General features: G+C 56.3%; 14 protein-coding genes and 1 pseudogene. 6 read left to right on the forward strand and 9 right to left on the reverse strand.

Annotated elements, in window-relative coordinates; translation table 11 throughout:
- Positions 1-62: 62 nt before the first annotated feature.
- Positions 63-2,747: an FG-GAP-like repeat-containing protein gene (locus P0119_07920; GenBank protein ID MDF0665989.1), complete on the forward strand. Its 2,685-nt coding sequence runs from the start codon at positions 63-65 to the stop codon at positions 2,745-2,747.
- A gap of 395 nt (positions 2,748-3,142) precedes the next feature.
- Here the strand turns inward: P0119_07920 and P0119_07925 are convergent, their stop codons facing one another.
- A complete protein-coding gene (locus tag P0119_07925) occupies positions 3,143-3,619 on the reverse strand; it encodes a DUF1284 domain-containing protein (GenBank protein ID MDF0665990.1) in 477 nt (158 codons plus the stop codon).
- A gap of 586 nt (positions 3,620-4,205) precedes the next feature.
- On the opposite strand from P0119_07925, the gene P0119_07930 reads away from it, so the two are divergent.
- From P0119_07930 to P0119_07940, 3 genes are read left to right on the forward strand one after another with little or no spacing between them, the layout of a single operon-like run.
- A complete protein-coding gene (locus P0119_07930) occupies positions 4,206-4,607 on the forward strand; it encodes a hypothetical protein (GenBank protein ID MDF0665991.1) in 402 nt (133 codons plus the stop codon).
- A 23-nt stretch (positions 4,608-4,630) separates the two neighbouring features.
- Complete coding sequence (locus P0119_07935) at positions 4,631-5,506, forward strand: hypothetical protein (protein MDF0665992.1); 876 nt, start codon at positions 4,631-4,633, stop codon at positions 5,504-5,506.
- Between the two features lie 7 nt (positions 5,507-5,513).
- A complete protein-coding gene (locus P0119_07940) occupies positions 5,514-7,112 on the forward strand; it encodes a protein kinase (protein MDF0665993.1) in 1,599 nt (532 codons plus the stop codon).
- Between the two features lie 99 nt (positions 7,113-7,211).
- Here the strand turns inward: P0119_07940 and P0119_07945 are convergent.
- The 5 genes and pseudogenes from P0119_07945 to P0119_07965 all read right to left on the reverse strand — a co-directional run bounded on the left by P0119_07945 (position 7,212) and on the right by P0119_07965 (position 9,796).
- Positions 7,212-7,361, reverse strand: a pseudogene (locus P0119_07945) (IS110 family transposase).
- A gap of 196 nt (positions 7,362-7,557) precedes the next feature.
- Positions 7,558-8,514, reverse strand: a complete 957-nt coding sequence (locus tag P0119_07950) for an IS5 family transposase (GenBank protein ID MDF0665994.1) — start codon at positions 8,512-8,514, stop codon at positions 7,558-7,560.
- A 128-nt stretch (positions 8,515-8,642) separates the two neighbouring features.
- Complete coding sequence (locus P0119_07955) at positions 8,643-8,957, reverse strand: HigA family addiction module antitoxin (protein MDF0665995.1); 315 nt, start codon at positions 8,955-8,957, stop codon at positions 8,643-8,645.
- An 8-nt stretch (positions 8,958-8,965) separates the two neighbouring features.
- On the reverse strand, positions 8,966-9,247 hold the full coding sequence (locus P0119_07960; GenBank protein MDF0665996.1) for a type II toxin-antitoxin system RelE/ParE family toxin: 282 nt from the start codon (positions 9,245-9,247) through the stop codon (positions 8,966-8,968).
- A gap of 339 nt (positions 9,248-9,586) precedes the next feature.
- On the reverse strand, positions 9,587-9,796 hold the full coding sequence (locus P0119_07965; GenBank protein MDF0665997.1) for a hypothetical protein: 210 nt from the start codon (positions 9,794-9,796) through the stop codon (positions 9,587-9,589).
- A gap of 613 nt (positions 9,797-10,409) precedes the next feature.
- Here P0119_07965 and P0119_07970 point away from each other — a divergent pair.
- A complete protein-coding gene (locus tag P0119_07970; GenBank protein ID MDF0665998.1) occupies positions 10,410-10,967 on the forward strand; it encodes a hypothetical protein in 558 nt (185 codons plus the stop codon).
- 86 nt (positions 10,968-11,053) lie between these two features.
- Positions 11,054-11,695, forward strand: a complete 642-nt coding sequence (locus P0119_07975) for a hypothetical protein (GenBank protein ID MDF0665999.1) — start codon at positions 11,054-11,056, stop codon at positions 11,693-11,695.
- A gap of 190 nt (positions 11,696-11,885) precedes the next feature.
- On the opposite strand, the gene glgB is transcribed toward P0119_07975, so the two are convergent.
- The 3 genes from glgB to P0119_07990 form a co-directional block, all read right to left on the reverse strand.
- Complete coding sequence (gene glgB, locus P0119_07980) at positions 11,886-13,811, reverse strand: 1,4-alpha-glucan branching protein GlgB (protein ID MDF0666000.1); 1,926 nt, start codon at positions 13,809-13,811, stop codon at positions 11,886-11,888.
- A gap of 84 nt (positions 13,812-13,895) precedes the next feature.
- Positions 13,896-15,464, reverse strand: coding sequence for a putative maltokinase (locus P0119_07985; GenBank protein MDF0666001.1), 1,569 nt, complete (start codon positions 15,462-15,464; stop codon positions 13,896-13,898).
- A gap of 86 nt (positions 15,465-15,550) precedes the next feature.
- Positions 15,551-17,602, reverse strand: a complete 2,052-nt coding sequence (locus P0119_07990; GenBank protein MDF0666002.1) for an alpha-1,4-glucan--maltose-1-phosphate maltosyltransferase — start codon at positions 17,600-17,602, stop codon at positions 15,551-15,553.
- Positions 17,603-17,614 lie beyond the last annotated feature (12 nt).

A 17,614-nucleotide genomic window follows, 5' to 3' on the forward strand; every position in this document is an offset into this window, starting at 1 on the left:
GTGCCTACGCAAAGCCTCGTGGTAAACCACCTGGATAAAACAGCCGAAAGGAGGAATCGAACATGCCACAAGTCATCCGCATCTCGTCCCAAGGAAGAGGCGACAGTCCCGAGTTGGTCGTACTCGTCAAGCGTGAGGCAGGTCTACGTGCGGGTGGAGCGGATGTCGCTTCGGTAACCGGGGCGGACACCACCGCGCTCTCATCCCTGCTTTCGTCCCATGACGCGGTAATGCATCCCATGTTCGGCCTCAGTGAGGATCGCACCCGTGCTCATGTCGAGACCCTGGTGGAATCTCTCCAAGGAGATGCCACGCCGGACACCCAACCTGTTCTCGATCTTCCGATGTTCTACCGAATTGCGGCAGCGGAGGACAAACTAGACCGCCTCGCTGACCAACTTCTGGCTCATGACTTGGTTGAAGCCGCATATGTAAAACCGGCCGGGGCGCCGCCGACTGTCGCGGAAGCGCAACGAATTCAAAGTTTGAATGACATGCAACCGGATGCGGCCGATGCACCGCCGGCCACGCCCGATTTTGTTGCCAACCAGGGTTATCTCGCGGTTGCGCCAGGTGGCATTGATGCGACATTCGCCGGGACCATCCCTGGTGGAGGCGGTTCAGGAGTCAAGATAATCGACTGTGAATGGGCATGGCGATTCACTCACGAGGATCTCTTGCAGAATCAGGGTGGCGTAGTGGCGGGCACCAGCATGGGGAATACCGACCACGGGACCGCCGTCCTCGGTGTCATCAGCGGCGATCGCAACTCAATCGGGATAACCGGTATTACCCCGGATGCAACAATCAGCGCATCCTCTTTCAGCGATCAATCAAGCGCGCAAGCGATTAAGGCCGCCGCCGACAAGCTGGGAGCAGGCGACATCATTTTGCTGGAAATCCACCGCGCCGGCCCCAGAACGCCGAACCCCGAGCAGGGGCAACTGGGATATATCGCCATCGAGTGGTGGCCGGACGATTTCGCGGCCATTCGTTATGCGGTGTTGAAGGGCATCATCGTCGTGGAGGCTGCGGGCAACGGTTTCCAGGATCTCGACGATCCGATCTACAACACCCGACCCACTGGCTTCCCGACGAGTTGGACAAACCCATTTAACACAAACAATCCATCGTCGGGTGCGGTTATCGTGGGAGCGGGAGCGCCGCCGACGGGAACACACGGCCGTGATCACGGACCGGACCGTTCTCGCCTCGACTTCTCGAATTACGGCGCTCGCGTGGATGTCCAGGGCTGGGGCCGGGAGGTTACGACGACCGGGTATGGTGATCTCCAGGGCGGCTCGAACCAGGATCTTTGGTACACAAACCAGTTTAACGGCACATCCAGTGCGTCACCGGTGGTAGTCGGGGCTCTTGCCGCCACACAAGGCGTACTTCGGGCACGAGGGCATCGGCGTCTGAACTCACCAAGTGCCAGGTTGCTGGTCCGTGCATGCGGTTCGCCGCAGCAGGATGCGCCCGGCCGGCCGGCGAGCCAGCGCATCGGCATGCGACCGAACTTACGTGAACTGATCCCCGAAGCGGCGCGATATCAGTCCCGCAGCGCGGATTACAATGGTGATCGTCGGGCCGAGATCCTGATCACCAGTCCATGGGGAATGGGAATCCTGGAACAGGCAGGCTCTTCGATGAACGCGCCGACCATGGCCCCTAATGGGACGCGCTTCGGTGGCTGGCTGCTCAACACAGCCGACAACCATTTCGGGCCTGCTGGAGACTATGATGGCGACGGACAGGCGGAAATCCTTGTGGCGAGTCCCTGGGGTATTGGTGTGCTGAAGCAGTCTGGTGCGACCATGGCTGCGCCGATGATGGCCCCCAACGGCACACGCTTCGGCGGTTGGTTGCTCAATACGGGAGATAACTCTTTTGGTCCAGCAGGGGATTTCGACGGAGACGGCAAGGCTGAACTCCTGATTGCGAGTCCCTGGGGCCTTGGAGTACTGAAGCTAGCCGGAACCACGCTCAACGCGCCGATGATGGCCCCCAACGGCACGCGCTTCGGCGGCTGGTTGCTCAATACGGGAGATAATTCTTTCGGCCCTGTCGGCGATTTTGACGGCGACGGCCAGGCCGAGATCCTCGCAACCAGTCCGTGGGGGATCGGAGTCATGAAGCTATCCGGAAGCACAATGACAATGGCAATGATGGCCCCCAACGGCACGCGCTTCGGCGGCTGGTTGCTCAATACGGGAGACAATTCTTTCGGCCCCGTCGGCGATTTTGACGGCGACGGGCGCATCGAGATCGTGGTCACCAGCCCTTGGGGTATCGGCATTTTGAAATTGTCAGGCGGCAGTTTCTCGGTTCCGATGATGGCTCCCAACGGTACGCGGTTCGGCGGATGGTTACTCAACACAGCAGACAACTCATTCGGCCGCGCCGGCGACTTCGATGGTGATCACCATGCTGAGATCCTGGTCACGAGTCCGTGGGGCGTTGGCATCCTCAAGTTGATGGGCAACAACCTGACGGCGCCCATGATGGCGGCAAATGGCACACGTTTCGGCGGATGGCTGCTGAACACTGGGGATAACCGGCTCGCAACCTGCGCTGATTACGACGCAGATCTTCGCGCCGAGATCCTCGTCACGAGTCCGTGGGGCGTCGGCATCCTCGAGCAGGCTGGAGCAACAATGGCCGCCCCCACCATGGCGCCCAATGGCACGCGTTTTGGTGGTTGGCTGTTGAACACGATTGATAACGACTTCGGCCACGGTGTCTAAACTAGCCTTGAGCGGCAGACTTCGGCCTGCCGCTCAAGGCATCGTTCTAAGGATCGGAGTCAAGGAATCGAGATCAAGTCTTGTCTGTGCATACCGGTGAGCATTGACAGGATTTCTTCTTCACCGCCTCAAGTAGCAACTCAGGGTGAGTGTAAACCAAAAGAGAATATAGGGAGTCGGTCTTGCCAGCCCCCATTGAGCTTGGCTCTGACCCCGTTCTATTTCTCCCACCGCACTCTTATCACTGCACCAGGTATCGAAAACGATACACTCCGCTATCCATTGCGATACAGCATCGCTCGCCTAGAGATGTGTGCTGGATAGATCTGAAGGGTTCTTTTGGCAAGACAGGATTCCGTCGGATGTGAGTCACACCGCCACGGCTCACCTGGGTTCTATGCTGTGGTTTTTCGTTCTCGGATGGAACTGCGCAGCCGATCGATCCCCTCACGGCAATAGCCGAGCGGCAACCACCGGCAACGGCCGCAGATGGAAGGCAGGTCGTCGCCGCTCATCGACCTGCTGATCCGCCCGAGAATCTCTTGCCAAGCAAGATGATCCCCTGCTTTCAGACCAAGCCTCCCAAGGACGACCCGATCCTGATTAATCATGTCCGATTCCGACGGGTCGCCGTTGAGCGTACAACCGGAGGACCCTTGTTGATGCGGGCAGGCGGCACACACTGCATCGGGAGATGCCACGACTTGGACAGTGACTTCGGGCTGATGACACAGAGTCTGATGAATCGCCGCCATATTGGCGACAAAACCCGGGCTGTAGCCTTGCCCACGAAACCCTTGCAGACAGAGGAGGGTATGGCCTCGAAGATGGATTGGAGTGGAGGACCCGGCGTATATTTTTAGATCGGCCATCGCGGAAGTTCCATCGCCATTGTGTCACCACCTAGCCAGACGATGCAAATACAGGATGCCAGCGAGAACAGCAGGAGGGAACGGGAATTGGGCGTGCCATGGCCTGTGGTGTAGCTCGCAGAGATGCACGAAACAAGACTTGACCCGATTGGGATTCGTTCCATTTCCACTGATCCTATACCTAACTTGAATCTATTTTGATTCACCTCTTGCATCCATTTCGATACATCGCGGGGGATTGTGTGAGAAGCGTCCCCTTATGGAGATAGATCCGACATACGTAGAACATTGAAATTGTTAATAATGCGTATTGCCAGATGGATCGGCATTCCAAGTCCATGCTGGCATCTCGTTTGCTGTTCAACGAATTGGTAGGGCGGGTGCATTAGGGGAGGCCCCTCAAAACCGCGTCGGGCATCAGCGTGATTCGGTCAACATCCAGATGAAGGAGAGAGCATTGGTACACACAGAACAAGATGTGATCCCATTTCATCTCAGGGATCAGCGAGGAGATCTGAAACCAACATGCATGATACAAGGTCTGACCCCGAGTTACTGACTTAGCGCACGTTAAGGAGGTCGATTTATGCGGTACGTCGACTATGCGCTCAACCTCCAAAGTCCTCCACAGGATTGGGGCGATTTTCTTCAACATAGTTTTATCTGCCATCGGTGTGAAAAGACGTTCTCATCGGTTAGTGATGAGTTGTATTTTTTTCCGGACGAGGATGCGCTATATCATCGCCATCAGGACAATACATTCTACCGCGCATTTACTATTCAAAAAGACGGTGAGATCCAGATCGGAGCATTCGACTCCGTAGAGGAAAATGTCATTCAACAGTACGCATTCTCGCTGGATGGGAAGGGTGGGACTGTACCGGCCGGCGACGTCAATTCGTTAAAAGCAAGCAGCAAGAAATTTTTTGATTCCATGAAGCAACAGAAGCGCAAGATCCGTCCCGCTGAGCTTCGGATTGATTTTTAGCTCCAGCGCCTGGGAAAAATATCGTGCAAAGCCTGACGGTTGTGCATCTATTTATTTCATCACCGGGAGATTGCGCGGAGGAACGCGTGACCCTCAACCAAGCCATTGCCGATGGAAACAGGCTTTGGCGGGCCAAGGAGCAGATTGAAGTTAAAGCCTTTGGTCCGGAACACCTCTATCCCGGTGTCGCTGATTACGGTCAGGCAGTCGCCAATCGACAGCTGGAAGATTACGATATTTACGTCGGTATCTGGCGCGAAAAAAAAGGCACTGCGACGCCAGTGGCGCCGTCAGGAACACTGGAGGAGCTGCGCAATGCTTTCGCGCGCTATCAGCGTAGCCGGCGGCCATGGATACTCTGCTATTTCTGGAGGCACAGCCCGACTGATTTCATAGATGTGAAAAATGAGATCACTGGACACGGAGGCTTTTACCAGAATTTTGATAACCCGCAGCATTTAGCAAAGCTCGTCTGCGAGCACCTCACCCGGTATCTAGCCAGCGATTTCCGTGCGCCTGGACATTCCACCACGAAAGTCACTGGATCGCGCATGACCGCGGAAGTCCCGACGCTCCTGTTTCAAATCTTCAAAGGCGGGGAAGATACCCGGCGGACTCTCAAATTTGAACGGCTAGTCGTTGCTGTCGGAAGAAACCCAGAGCAGAACCAAATCGTCCTTCCCGACAACCGAGTTCATCGCGAGCAAGGTCTTTTCGCTTGGGAAAATGGCGATGTCTCGTACATCGACATTGCCGGCGACTCACAAATCGAGCGACGGACCAAGGACGCCGGCACTAACCGGCACGGCCATCCGATTTTACAGATTGGCGATTCGGTGCTGATGCCCGATGGCTCGTGCATTGTTGTTCGCGCCATCGTTGATCCGGTTGTTCAATAATCAATCAATGGATCGTATCGGCCCATACAAGATCATCGCAGGCCCCTTCGCTGGCGGCTTCGGCGTAGTTTACAAGGTCTTTGACACCGATTCGGGCGACGAATTCGCACTCAAGACGCTCAAAGATTCATTCTTGCCAGGCTCGGCCGTGCTTCAAGCCTTTCGTCGCGAAGTTGCTCTGTGGATTCAGATTCCGACCTATCCCAATATTGTGCGCGCGATAAAAGCCTTCGAACACGGAGGCAGGCCATACGTATTGATGGAATGGGTGAGCGGTGGAACCCTCGCACAAGCTCTCGGAACGTTCAGGCCGAAACAGCCCGAACTAGCGGCCCTTGTAGGGGCAACCGACGCTATTGAAGTGCTGCGGCAGATTACAGATGGGATGACGCACATTCATAATCTCGATCTCGTTCACGGCGATCTCAAGCCTAGCAACATTTTGCTATGGCAAAGAAGTCCACAGATCTCCGATTTCGGTTTTGCGAGAATTGCCAGTAGCGCAGACAATCGTATTGCGGGAGGCACCCGCGGTTACATGGCTCCTGAGCTTGCAGACACGTCTCCGAACGAGTTGACCGATATATACGCGGCGGGAGTCATGTTTCGTAAAGTTCTCACCGATTTTGCCGCAGGTGAATTTGGGGTTGAACGCGCGCGAAAACTCGCCGATCGCATGTGTAGCGCCGACCCAGGGGATCGGCCAATAGCCTTCAGTGAAATTGGTGCGGAGCTGTCGGACATCCTTTCCACCAGCCCAATGCCACCAGCCATTCCGCTTCATACCGGCGATCGTCGGAGCTGGAGCGAAAAGGTGATTGCTGATGCACTTCCCGATCGCCAGCGTTTCAATAGCGCTTTGACAAAATATACGGCAGGCTTGCAGGAAGCGGCGATTGAAGAATTGCGCGCAATTGTCGCCGGCAATCCCAAGATGGTGGATGCCCGCATTCTTCTGGCAGAGATTCTCATTCATCGCAATGAAACCGACTCCGCCATTTCTCATTTGCTCGCGGCAAAACTCTGCACCAACGACTCCGGACGGATTCTCAATATCGCGGGACTTTTTGCTGAGGCAAAACAGTTTGCGCAAGCCAATCAGATGCTTAACGATTTTGAGAAGACGCAAGGTGTGTCGCCGCGGACATGGCAAGTACGGGCCCGTATTGCTGATCGCCGAGGCGATATTAGTGGTGCGATCGATGCCTATCGGGAAGCGGTGCGCTGCAGCGGTGGCAGCGATCTGCGCTACGCGCTAGCGAGCCTGTTAAGGGAGGCTGGCCTAATTGACCAAGCCGTAGAGGAATTTACCGCAATAGGTCGAGACGATCGAGATTATGGTGTGAAAGTGCCCATCATGCTGGCTCGCATCTACGTCGATACCGATCGCTATGATGATGCAGTTGATGAGCTCCGCGCTTGTCTGCAAAGAGACATCGGAGATGAGCGAGCCTACATCTACTGTGAGCTTGGCTACTGCTACAAGGAGCAAGGGCTATACGAAGCCGCGAGCAAGGCGTATCAATCGGCTCTTAAACTAGATTCCGACAGCCACGCCGCTCAAGAAGGAATAAAGTTCTGCCTTGAAGCCTTGCATCGGGCTTAATCCGCGAAGACGGTCTTTCCAAACACCTGATCCCGCTGTTGCAGGTGATCCACCGTGCCATTGCCGAGAGGGAAAAGGGGACAGCAACTGTCTTGAAAATCAAGCATGGTAAACCAGCGTGGGGTTCCAGTGCGCCCGATGTTTGAGGATGGCATTCACAATCGTCAACAGCTTGTGCATGCAGGCCACCAGGGCGACCTTCTTCCCTTTGCCTGCCGCGCACAAGCGCTGATAGAAGGCGCGACATACAAAAGGTGTCAGGAACCTTTTCTTGACATGAGGTGATCATTTAGGGAAGGCCTGACTAATCCACGGTTTCACGCAGAAACCGGATTCTGGGCTGGTCACCCGGGCGAATTTGGTGGGCATCGGCTGGTCTGGGAGCCTGTTTGCGGGGCGCTCCCACCGTTCGATGACCCGGTGCCCGCCCTCGGACACACGTTCCCTACGTCCCCACCAAGAGCCGCCGCCGCGCCATGTACAGATTTGCCAACCCGCAGCTGATCTGAAGCGAGTGGGTATTCTTCGCCAGCCCGCGATAGCGGACTTTGGCCCACCCAAAGATCTGCTTGATCACCAAGAACGCATGCTCGACTTTGGCCCGCACTTTCGATTTCGTCCGGTTCTTGGCCCGCTCCGCCTCACTCAGCGGCCGATGGCGATGCGCTTTCGCCTGGACGAAACTCTGGGCCTGGGGCGCGTGCTGCCGGATCACCTCGCGGTGTCCACTATAGGCCGAGTCGCCCCACACCCGCGTCTCCTGGCCATGCAACAATTCCGGTAACACCTGGCTGTCATGCACATTTGCCGCCGTGGCCGCCACCGAATGAATCAGTTTCGTCTGGCTGTCCACCCCGATATGGGCCTTCATGCCGAAATACCACTGATTGCCTTTTTTTGTCTGATGCATCTCCGGATCCCGTTCCTTCGTCCGATTCTTCGTCGAACTTGGCGCACTGATGATGGTGGCATCCACAATGGTGCCTCGACTCACCTGCAGGCCCTGCGTCGCCAGATACGCGCCGATCCGCGCAAAGAGCGGCTCTCCCAGCTGGTGGGCCTCCACGAGATGCCGAAACTTGCAGATCGTCGTCTCATCGGGCACGGGCTCACGCCCCAGATCAATGCCCACGAATTGCAGCATGGCACGCGAGTCGTACAGCGCCTCTTCCACGGCCGGATCCGAGAGGTTGAACCACTGTTGCAGACAGTGGAGGCGCAGCATACGTTCGACACCCACCGGCGGACGCCCGGGGCCTTCGGCCTTGGGATAGACCGGCTCGATCACAGCCACCAGGTCCGCCCACGGCACGACACGGTTCATTTCGTCGAGGAACTGCTCGCGGTGGGTGGGTTTGCGATACTGTTCAAACGCAACCTCGGCACATGTCTGCTGGTGCATGGGCGCGCCTCCCGTTCAGTGCCGCGCTACCCGTAGCACATTCCGAGAGAAGAATAAATCAGACCTTCCCTAAATCCGGAAGGGCCATTTCTTCTTTCGGAAGGTACCGAAAGCCTATCACAAAACCATCACGCAGCCGACAGCGGCGAGATACGATTGATTCTGTGCTTTGCTTGCTTCGCCGCCTCCCACAAATCAACCGCTCGCTGGGCGTTCAACCAAAACTCCGGGGTATTGCCGAACAATCGAGAGAGCCGCAGCGCCATTTCCGGGCTGACAGCCCGTCGTTCCCGCAGTACCTCATTCACCGTCTGGCGAGAGACCTCGATGGCTTTGGCAAAACCCGACACAGTCAACCCGTAATCCGGAAGGAAATCTTCTCGTAGCATCTCCCCCGGATGTATGGGGCGCACCTTCCGAACTCCCTTGTTGGGAATAGCCATACCTCACCTCAATGGTAGTCGGTCAATTCAACATCATAGACATCGCCATCAACAAATCGGAAGCAAACTCTCCACTGCATATTCACTGAAATAGAATACTGGCCTGCCCGATCTCGGTCCAGTTTGTGCAGCCGATTACTCGGAGGAATCTTCAAATCATCCGTACAGGCAGCTGAATCGAGATACTGCAGCCTCCGTAAGGCTCTACTCCAGATCTCAGCCGGAAACCGTTTCGCCCTGCCCGTCTCATACAGTTCCGCCGTGTGTCGATCCGCAAACGTCCTGATCACAGACAAGAGTGTAAACTACCACGTGACACTTTTCAATCATGGTAATGAATAGATGGCCCTGGCCGTTCTATAAACACGTCCGTGAGAATTAGGGTCAAGTCTGTTGCTGTGCATACCACAGAGATGGGGTCAAGTCTTGTCTGTTGCATCAAGGCCTATTTGCTATTCGGCTCACTGTCGCACAGTGCAATCCTAGAAAATCCGCAACCTCTTTCTGGCTGTACCCGTCACGATGAACCGTCCGGACAATCGCGGTGTCTCGCTTGGCGTCTTGGCCTGCCTGTGCGGACACGCAGACAGGCGGTGTCGTCCCGAACCGTGATGAACAATGGGGGCTAATCACAACGTTTCATCCCCGGTCGGCTCGTAATGCGGCTCAGCGCTCATGTCGTGTCGCAACTTCGATAACTCGAAATACATGCGGCGCCGGGCCCGGCTTTGATTGCCGAGCGGGCGGTGCTCGGCGATGCAGTGCCACGGATCGTAGGAGAGGCGTCGCGCGAACGCGATCTGCGCCGGCGAGTCACACGAAACGAGAATTGTGGTCAAGTCCTGTTCTGTACATACCGGTGAACATTGACAGGGTTTCTGCTTCGCTCGCTTCAATCACCGACTCACGGTAGCATCACGCAAAAGGCAATACGTGGGTCGGGCTTGCCGTCACACATTGAGCTTGACCCTGTTTAACTGGGGACCTACCGTCATACCGTGCACCGTGAGGACCATGATGGAGAGTCGTGTGGAGATGCGCGGAGAATAAGCAAGCGGTTCATCCACGCATACAGAGATCAGTCATTTACCGTACGCCTCCGAGCAAAGAGTGAGTGGAGTATCAATTCGATCCATACCGTGCGAGCGGACTTCTGTCGGCAGTTCGGGCGAACAAATGAAGTGCGCGAGTCCTCCAACAGACGTTGAGCCTGAGGCAGCAAGGGCAGAAAAGGATTTCCCAATCAACGACTCCCGACCCCGTTTTATCAACCAAAATCCCCATCCTAGTCCTCATGCCCCAGCTGCACCACATTCTGATTGAACCTAGTCATCGCCATGTGTAGGATCGGCCAGAGAGACGTCGATTTTCTTGGAATCGGAAGTCTGGTCTTTTTTCGAGGCAACTGAAGAAATTGAGCAACCGGATCCTGAGAGTTGTACGGAGGGCTTCATGAGGACATTCACAATCGCCTGTGGCTTGATGATGGTATTCTTCGCCGGATGCGTGCCGGTGACCGACGGGTTTCGACAGGATCTACCGGCTAAAGACGCGCTCACGATCGTTTGGGGAGAAGATGTGAGCGCTGTGGGCATGGCGACGACCTGGCTGCAAAAACGAGGCCTGTCTGTTCTCGACCGGAGCCTGTTGTACACAAACCTGGAGACGGAGAACGTTGAACTGATGCACACGCTCAAGGATGAAGCGGTCATCCTTCAGACCGCGAAGAAGATGGGAGTGCAGGAAGTGGTATTTATCAATCGCGGAGGCGACGCTCGGGCTCCGATGATCAGTGTCCGGGGCGTAGATGTCCAGGCCGGACGAATCTCTTGGAGCGGCAGCGCCCGGTACGCAACGTTCGAGGCCCGTCCCACGAAGGATGCCCTTGCTCTGCTGACATGTGAGGCGCTCGCGACGGTATGGGGGTTCCGTCCCGCAGGAACAAAGTGGTTCCTCTCTTCTGAGAAGATGTGCGCGGTTGAGGGAGCTCTCCCGACGGTCTCGCCATGAGTAGGCTCGGACGATTCATAAGAGGCAGGAGCAAGAGAGGCGGATCGTCGATCAATCTTCCGATAAACCGCGTGAGAGGTCTTCGCATGAACGCGACCGATCGAAACATGAGGTGCAATGTCGCAGAGCGGCGGCTGCTTGCCGGACCGCGGAGCTGGGTCATACTCTGTTCAGCGAGCCTGATGCTGGGAATCGCGGGGTGTTCGGTCTCCTACGGCACGACCAACACGCCCAGAACCACCACCGAACAATTGCTCTTGGCCCAGGCGTTCCAAAGAAGTCTGATCGATGCGGTGATTCCCGTTCCTTCGGGACAATCCATCGCGGTTGAAACGATCGGCCTTACGGCTGATCAGGGGTACGCGAACGCGTTAGTTGAGAGATGGTTGAGCCGGGAAGGGTTTTATGTGCCGAAAGACAAAGACGGAAAAGAAACGCTGGTGGTTAGGGTGACGTTGGACGCGTTCGGCACGGTTCATAATCAGACGTTCCTCGGTATGCCGGCGTTCACCAGCATGCTGATCCCATTTGCCTTGCCCCAATTGACTCTCTACCAGGCGACCAGGCAGCGAGGGCATGCCCGTTTGTCGATGGATTTTCTGGATAAGAAAACCGGGCAGCTTGTGAGTTCGACACCAACATACGAGGGCGATGCCTCCTCTACCGAATACATATTCCTGTTCGTCTTTTCGACGACATCGTCGGATCTGGTACCGCCTGTCCCGTAGATGCGACCAATCATGAGGCTTTGATCGAGCGGGATTGTCTTTCGATCATGCCCCTTGACGGGCCATGCGCCGGCTATGCCTCGCTGTCGTACGGCAAGACCCCGACCCCTCTGTCTGCTTCTTCCCACCCGCTTCCACTGCTCCGCCCAGAACAAGAACAGGGCATCCATTCAATATTCAGTGTTCAAGACTATCCCTGGCTCTTGAAGAACACCGCCGCCAGGGCGGGGACGGTCACGGTCAATGAATGGGATCTCGCGTGCAGCGGCACCGGTACGGCCTCGACGCCGCCTCCGTTGCCCCAATCGCTTCCTCCATACCAGGAAGAATCACTGTTGAGAATTTCCTGCCACCATCCTCCGCGCGGTACCCCCACCCGATAATTCGGCCGCGGCACCGGCGTGAAATTGCACACGACCAAGATGATGTCCTGTGTCGTGTGGCCCTTGCGGATCAGGCTGATGACGCTCGACTCCGCATCGTTGCAGTCGATCCACTCAAATCCATGTGGCGTCACATCATCCTCGTGCAAGGCCCGTTCTGCCCGATAGACACGGTTGAGATCCGCGACCCATCGCTGAATACCCAGATGGCTCGCGTGCTGGAGTTGCTCCCATTCCAATTGGCCGTCGTGCGCCCATTCCGCGCGCTGGGCAATCTCTGCACCCATGAAGAGGAGCTTCTTGGCTGCCTGCGCGTACATGTAGCCGAACAGAACGCGGAGATTCGCAAACTTCTGCCAGTCGTCTCCCGGCATCTTTTCGAGCAGCGAGCGCTTCCCATACACCACTTCGTCATGAGACAGCGGCAAGATGAAATTCTCGTGAAACGCATAGAGCATGCGAAACGTCAGATTCTGATGGTGATAATGCCGGTAGATTGGATCGGTCTGCATATATTTCAAGGTGTCATGCATCCAGCCCATATCCCACTTCAGGCCGAAGCCCAGCCCCCCCACGTAGCTTGGGCGCGAGACAGCCGGCCAGGCCGTAGACTCCTCCGCCGAAGTCTGCACGTCCGGATGGCGCTTGTAGACTTCTTCGTTGAATCGGCGCAGGAAAGCGATTGCATCCAGGTTCTCCCGCCCGCCATACTGGTTTGGAATCCATTCCCCTTCCTTGCGCGAATAATCCAAATACAACATCGACGCGACCGCATCGACCCGCAGTCCATCGATGTGATACTTCTCGAGCCAGAACAGCGCGCTGCTGATCAAGAAGCTGCGCACCTCATTACGGCCGTAGTTGAAGATGAAGGTATTCCATTCCGGATGAAAGCCTTGCTTCGGGTGCGCATGCTCATACAGGTGCGTCCCGTCGAAGTAGCCGAGCCCATGTTCATCGGTGGGAAAATGCGACGGCACCCAGTCCAGGATGACCCCGATGCCGTGCTGGTGCAGGATGTCGATCAAATACATGAGGTCTTGAGGAGTGCCGTAGTTGCCGGACGGCGCAAAATACCCGGTGGTTTGGTAGCCCCATGAACCGAAGAAGGGATGGTCCATCAGCGGAAGAAACTCCACATGGGTGAAACCCAATTGCTTGAGATATTCCGCCAGCGGAACGGCCATCTCTCGATAACTGAGGGAGCGATGGCCTTCCGCGGCCACCCGTCTCCACGACCCGACATGCATTTCGTAGATCGCCATCGGCGCCGTCAGTGCATTCCTGTCCCGCCGTTGCTTCATCCAATCCCCATCGTTCCACTCGTAGCTCAAGTCCCAGACGATCGACGCCGTCTTCGGGGGAATCTCGTTGAAAAACGAGAGCGGATCGGTCTTGTCCACGTGATACCCATGAAAGCGGGACTGGATGTGATACTTGTACAGAATCCCGCTCCCGATGCCGGGCACGAATCCTTCCCAAATTCCGCTGTGTCCGCGGGGAGACAGAGGGTGCCTGTTCTGCTTCCAGTCATTAAACGAGCCGATCACGGACACCCGCTCGGCATCCGGGGCCCAGACCGCGAAGAACGTTCCATCCTGCCCGTTCACGCGCCCCGGATGCGCTCCCAGTTTCTCGTAGAGATTGACCAATGACCCTTCATTGAACAGATAGAGATCGTCACGCGTCAGCCTCGTCGGTTCATCCACAGTCATAATTGCTCCCTGTGTCATCCGTTCGCTCCATAGTTCTGAATTCTGAAACCTGAATCATGATGAACATCTCGTACTACTCCGCATCAATCGACAAACCAGAACTCAATGAGGGTGGACGAGCTGAAGGAGTCCACTCAGTGGAATCCCTGCCCACGAAGGCCGGTTATTCAACTCGTAACTCAATTCATAGCTGGCCTTCTCGATCAAATGGGCATCCAGCAGCAGGGCGCGGTCTTCGGCCTGCTCCGGGAGGAATGAAGCCTTGCCCGCTGTCTCGGTATAGCTTGATAAGAATGCCGCCGCCGCCGACCGATACCATTGCCTCGTCCGCTGTTCCAGCTCCGATCGCCGTTCATCGGCATCCGGCCGGCTTCCCATCCGATCGAGCACCGCAGAAGCGGCATAGTGGAATGACCGGATCATCCCCGCCACATCGACGATGGGGACATGTTTCGCACGCCGCTCGGCCAATGGCCTGGCCGGCTCGCCTTCAAAATCAATGATTACGAAATCTCGCCCGGTATACAAGACCTGGCCCAAATGAAAATCACCGTGGCATCGAATTCTGGCAGCCTGAGGATTCCGCTTGGCCGGAGCTTCAAGACGAGACAGCAACTTGGCTTTCGATTCGAGCACGAAAGTCGCCAGTCGCCGGTTCGGCTCATCAAGCGCCTGGAGGCTGCGCCCAAGCAATACCAACGAGCCTTCGACGGAACCTACCATTCGATCACGCAACGATTGCCAATAGCCTGGATCGCAGGGCTCCGGCGCGAACGCCGGATCGACGCTGTCTTGCGCCAAGGCAACGTGAAGTTCAGCGGTCCTGCGTCCAAGCAGAGCTGCGGCATCGGTATAGGTACCGCTTGCAGACATGGCTGAGCCTGAGCTGTCCGCCAATTCCGATTTCAATTCGCTTAGTGTGTACTGCCAAGCATCGCCTTGATTTTCGACAAACGCCTGTACAATCGCAACAGTGCCGGGCTGTTGGTTGGGTCCTATATATTCCAATGAACCAAGCACTGCAGGACTGTGAGCATATCCCCGCGCCGTTAGGACTCGTCCGATCTCCAGATCAGGGTTGATTCCCGCTTCGAAACGCCGATAGAGCTTCAGCATTGCATGCCGACTGAACCTCACAGAGGTGTTGCTTTGCTCTCCCTTCATGACGGACGATTCCGCCGATGCCGCCTCCACCAAAGCCGTTGAAAAGGCAGGGGTGGATGAAGCAAGAAGCCTTCCGCCCTCACCCCGAAATCCATTTCCTTGGCAGATAGCGCGCAACAGCGCGCCGGCGCAGTCGTGGTCCCAAAGGGCGTCGTGCAACAATCCGCGACGGTCCCCGCTGCGGCCGACAATTGTCAGCTCCGCCAATACAGCCCCCGGATGGGCTTGCCGCATTTGCAATGCTCGTTCGCCCATCGAAGCGGTGAGCAGCATCGTATAGATTTCGTGGCCACTGTCCTCATAGAAGACGTCGATAAAGACAATTACCATTGAATTGGTCTCTGTGCGAAGAGGAATGGTTTCGTTGATGCAAACAGTCGCAATCGTCCTTGCCTTGCCTCCGTACCATCGAGCGGACAAGAGGACCGACGGCAGCAGAGCTTCAAGTTCGTCGACGGTGTCCTTGTCGAACAGCCGCTCCCAATTGTGTTTGACGGTCAACATCATGAAATGAAGCGTCGATGGCTGTCAGCTTTTGGCTCTTGTCATCAGCTCTCGTCTGTCTACATGAAGTAATCGAAGTCGTGCTCCGCTCAAAGCTCGCGCCGGACGAGAAATATATGAGCCGGCATCGAGTGCGGATCGAGCTGCACATAATTCCGTGGTCCCTCCCAGGTGTAAGAGGCCTTGGTGAGGAGATCCACAACCTGGAACGGCCTATCCGCCCGCACCCCGAGCCCCTGGAGATCCAGATGCACCCATCCGGAATGGACATCGTGAGGGCTCAGGTTCACCACCGTCAGTGTCACATTCTCACCATCAGCTGAACGCTTGCTGTACGCAATCAACTCCTCGTTGTCCACGTGATGAAACATCAGACTCTGATCGTTGTGGAATGCGACATTTTCGTGCCGAATGCGATTGACCAGGCGGATCAATTCTTTCAAGCTGTCGCGTCGATCCAAATCCCATACGCGGATTTCATACTTTTCCGAATCGAGATATTCCTCACTGCCCTGCTTGTGCGGGCGCTGCTCCATCAGCTCGAAGGCCGGCCCATAGATGCCGTAATTCGCTCCCAACGTAGCGGCCAAAATAAACCTGGACATGAACGACGCTCGTCCGCCGTGCTGGAGTTGTTCGGTCAGAATATCCGGCGTGTTGGGCCAGAGATTGGGCCGAAAGTATTCCCGCACATCTGTCTTGGTCAATTCCGTGAAATACTGGGTCAATTCCGACCTGGTCTGTCGCCACGCAAAGTAGGTATAGGACTGCGTGAAGCCCAACTTCGCCAGCCGGTACATAATTTTTGGTCGAGTGAAGGCTTCCGAGAGAAACAGCACGTCGGGGTGCTCGCGCTTCACCTCTGCGATCAGCCAATGCCAGAATACAAACGGCTTGGTGTGAGGATTATCGACCCGGAAAATTCTGACTCCCTGATCGATCCAATGAACCACGATCTCTTTGAGTTCCCGCCATAACGGAGCCCACTGGTCGCTTTCGAAATTCAGCGGATAGATGTCCTGATATTTTTTCGGGGGATTTTCGGCATATTGAATGGTGCCGTCCGGACGCTGCACGAACCATTCGGGATGGTGCTTGACGTAAGGATGGTCGGGTGAACACTGAAAGGCCAGATCGAGCGCGACCTCCATGCCCTGCTCTCGCGCCTTACCAATGAGTTGCCTGAAATCCTCGGGCGTACCGAGATCTGAGTGAATCGCTGTGTGGCCCCCATCACCTGCCCCGATGGCCCAAGGACTTCCCACCGAATCGGAGTTTCCGTTCGGATCGTTGTTCTTGCCCTTTCGGAAAGTTCGGCCGATCGGGTGAATCGGAGGAAGGTACAAGACATCGAACCCCATCCCGGCAATGTAACGAAGGCGAGCTTCGCAATCTTGAAACGTCCCATGGCGGCCAGGTTCCTTCGCGCAGGACCGCGGAAACGCCTCGTACCAGGCGCCGAATCCCGCCCTGTCGCGATCGACGATGACCGCCAATTCCTTGTCATAGGTGGTCGGCCAACGATGGTCCACATACCGTGCCATGAGATCGGTCAGCTCTCGTTCCAGAATAGTCTTCAGCGCACACTCACGCTCCTCGACATGTCCCATCGCTGCTGCGATCTCGTTGAGCCGCTCCGCGTCCGCCCCGTTTGCGCGGATGGCAGCCGCTTTGATCAGATCCCGTCCGATCAAGAGTTCAACCGTCACATCTTGATCAGCGATGACACGTTTACGCATATCCCGCTGCCAGGACCGAAAGTGATCGATCCAGGCGGTGACAGTGTAATAGTAGAAGCCTTGCTCACGGACCTCGAAGGAGGCGCGCCACCGATCGTTCTCCACAAAGATCAGCGGCACCTCAGTCCAAGCATCCTCTCGCTCATGCCGATACCGGAGCACGCAGGCAAGCTCGTCATGGCCATCGGTGAAGACGTCCGCCTCCACCACCACCGACTGCCCCACCACCCGCTTGATGGGGAACCGGCCACCGTCGATTTCCGGCCGAAGCCCTTCGATCACGACACGGCGACGCCCATCGCCATTCAGATCATCGCCGTCACCGGATGGCCGCACTTTGGTCAACAATTTCTCCGACGTCGCATCCGCCGGAGGGTTGGACTTTTTCTTTGATTGTTTCATTTCTTCAAATCC

Source organism: Nitrospira sp. (assembly GCA_029194665.1).
Lineage (GTDB): Bacteria > Nitrospirota > Nitrospiria > Nitrospirales > Nitrospiraceae > Nitrospira_D.

Excerpts from the sequence above, each read along its gene's own strand:
- P0119_07920 (MDF0665989.1), top strand. The coding sequence starts at position 63 with ATGCCACAAGTCATCCGCATCTCGTCCCAAGGAAGAGGCGACAGTCCC.
- P0119_07925 (MDF0665990.1), bottom strand. The coding sequence starts at position 3,619 with ATGGCCGATCTAAAAATATACGCCGGGTCCTCCACTCCAATCCATCTT.
- P0119_07930 (MDF0665991.1), top strand. The coding sequence starts at position 4,206 with ATGCGGTACGTCGACTATGCGCTCAACCTCCAAAGTCCTCCACAGGAT.
- P0119_07940 (MDF0665993.1), top strand. The coding sequence starts at position 5,514 with ATGGATCGTATCGGCCCATACAAGATCATCGCAGGCCCCTTCGCTGGC.
- P0119_07950 (MDF0665994.1), bottom strand. The coding sequence starts at position 8,514 with ATGCACCAGCAGACATGTGCCGAGGTTGCGTTTGAACAGTATCGCAAA.
- P0119_07955 (MDF0665995.1), bottom strand. The coding sequence starts at position 8,957 with ATGGCTATTCCCAACAAGGGAGTTCGGAAGGTGCGCCCCATACATCCG.
- P0119_07970 (MDF0665998.1), top strand. The coding sequence starts at position 10,410 with ATGAGGACATTCACAATCGCCTGTGGCTTGATGATGGTATTCTTCGCC.
- P0119_07975 (MDF0665999.1), top strand. The coding sequence starts at position 11,054 with ATGAACGCGACCGATCGAAACATGAGGTGCAATGTCGCAGAGCGGCGG.
- glgB (MDF0666000.1), bottom strand. The coding sequence starts at position 13,811 with ATGACACAGGGAGCAATTATGACTGTGGATGAACCGACGAGGCTGACG.
- P0119_07985 (MDF0666001.1), bottom strand. The coding sequence starts at position 15,464 with ATGATGTTGACCGTCAAACACAATTGGGAGCGGCTGTTCGACAAGGAC.
- P0119_07990 (MDF0666002.1), bottom strand. The coding sequence starts at position 17,602 with ATGAAACAATCAAAGAAAAAGTCCAACCCTCCGGCGGATGCGACGTCG.